This window comes from Streptomyces sp. x-19, from assembly GCF_046549115.1.
Taxonomy (GTDB): domain Bacteria; phylum Actinomycetota; class Actinomycetes; order Streptomycetales; family Streptomycetaceae; genus Streptomyces; species Streptomyces albulus_C.
The window spans coordinates 1-792 of the sequence record NZ_JAJPWK010000107.1 but is presented as its reverse complement, the minus strand read 5'-3'; the positions used below and the strand labels follow the sequence as shown (position 1 = coordinate 792).

1 pseudogene is annotated in these 792 nt (G+C 66.0%); it reads left to right on the top strand.

Going from position 1 to position 792, the window contains the following annotated elements:
- Positions 1-87: 87 nt before the first annotated feature.
- A pseudogene (locus tag ACLJT4_RS42475) lies at positions 88-792 on the top strand (IS256 family transposase); the annotation flags it as partial.

The window sequence follows — 792 nt, the reverse complement described above, 5'->3', positions numbered from 1 at the left end:
GGGACTGTAAATAGAACGGTGTAACTCCGATCATGGAGGATTGCACCTGTGACCAGCGAGAACATAGCCGCGGAAGCGTCCGGGGACGTGGCCGTGGAGACGGCTCCGTCAGCGGTGGCGGACGAGAAGTTCATCGAGGAGCTCGTCTCCCGGGCCCAGGCCGACGGGCTGCAGCTGACCGGCGAGGGCGGGTTGCTGCGCAGCAGCTGACGAAGCGGCTGCTGGAGTCCGCGCTCGACGGTGAGATGACCGATCACCTCGGCTATGACAAGCACGACGCGGCCGGCAAGAACGGCGGTAACTCCCGCAATGGCAAGCGGTCAAAGACCGTCCTGACCGACGTCGGCCCGGTGGGAATCGACGTGCCCCGCGACCGCGAGGGCAGCTTCGAGCCGCAGATCGTCAAGAAGCGACAGCGGCGCCTGACCGGCGTCGATGAGATGGTCCTGTCCCTGTCCGCGAAGGGCCTCACCACGGGGAGATCTCGGCTCACCTCGCTGAGGTGTACGGCGCTGAGGTGTCCAAGACCACCATCTCCACGATCACCGACGCGGTGATGGAGGGCATGTCCGAGTGGCAGAACCGGCCACTGGACCCGGTCTATCCGGTCGTGTTCATCGACTGCATCAACGTCAAGATCCGGGATGGCCAGGTCGCCAATCGGCCCATCTACATGGCCTTGGCGGTCACCGCCGAGGGCCACCGCGACATCCTGGGGCTGTGGGCCGGCAGCGAGGGCGGCGAAGGCGCCAAGCACTGGCTGAGGGTGCTGACCGAGCTGAAGAACCGCGG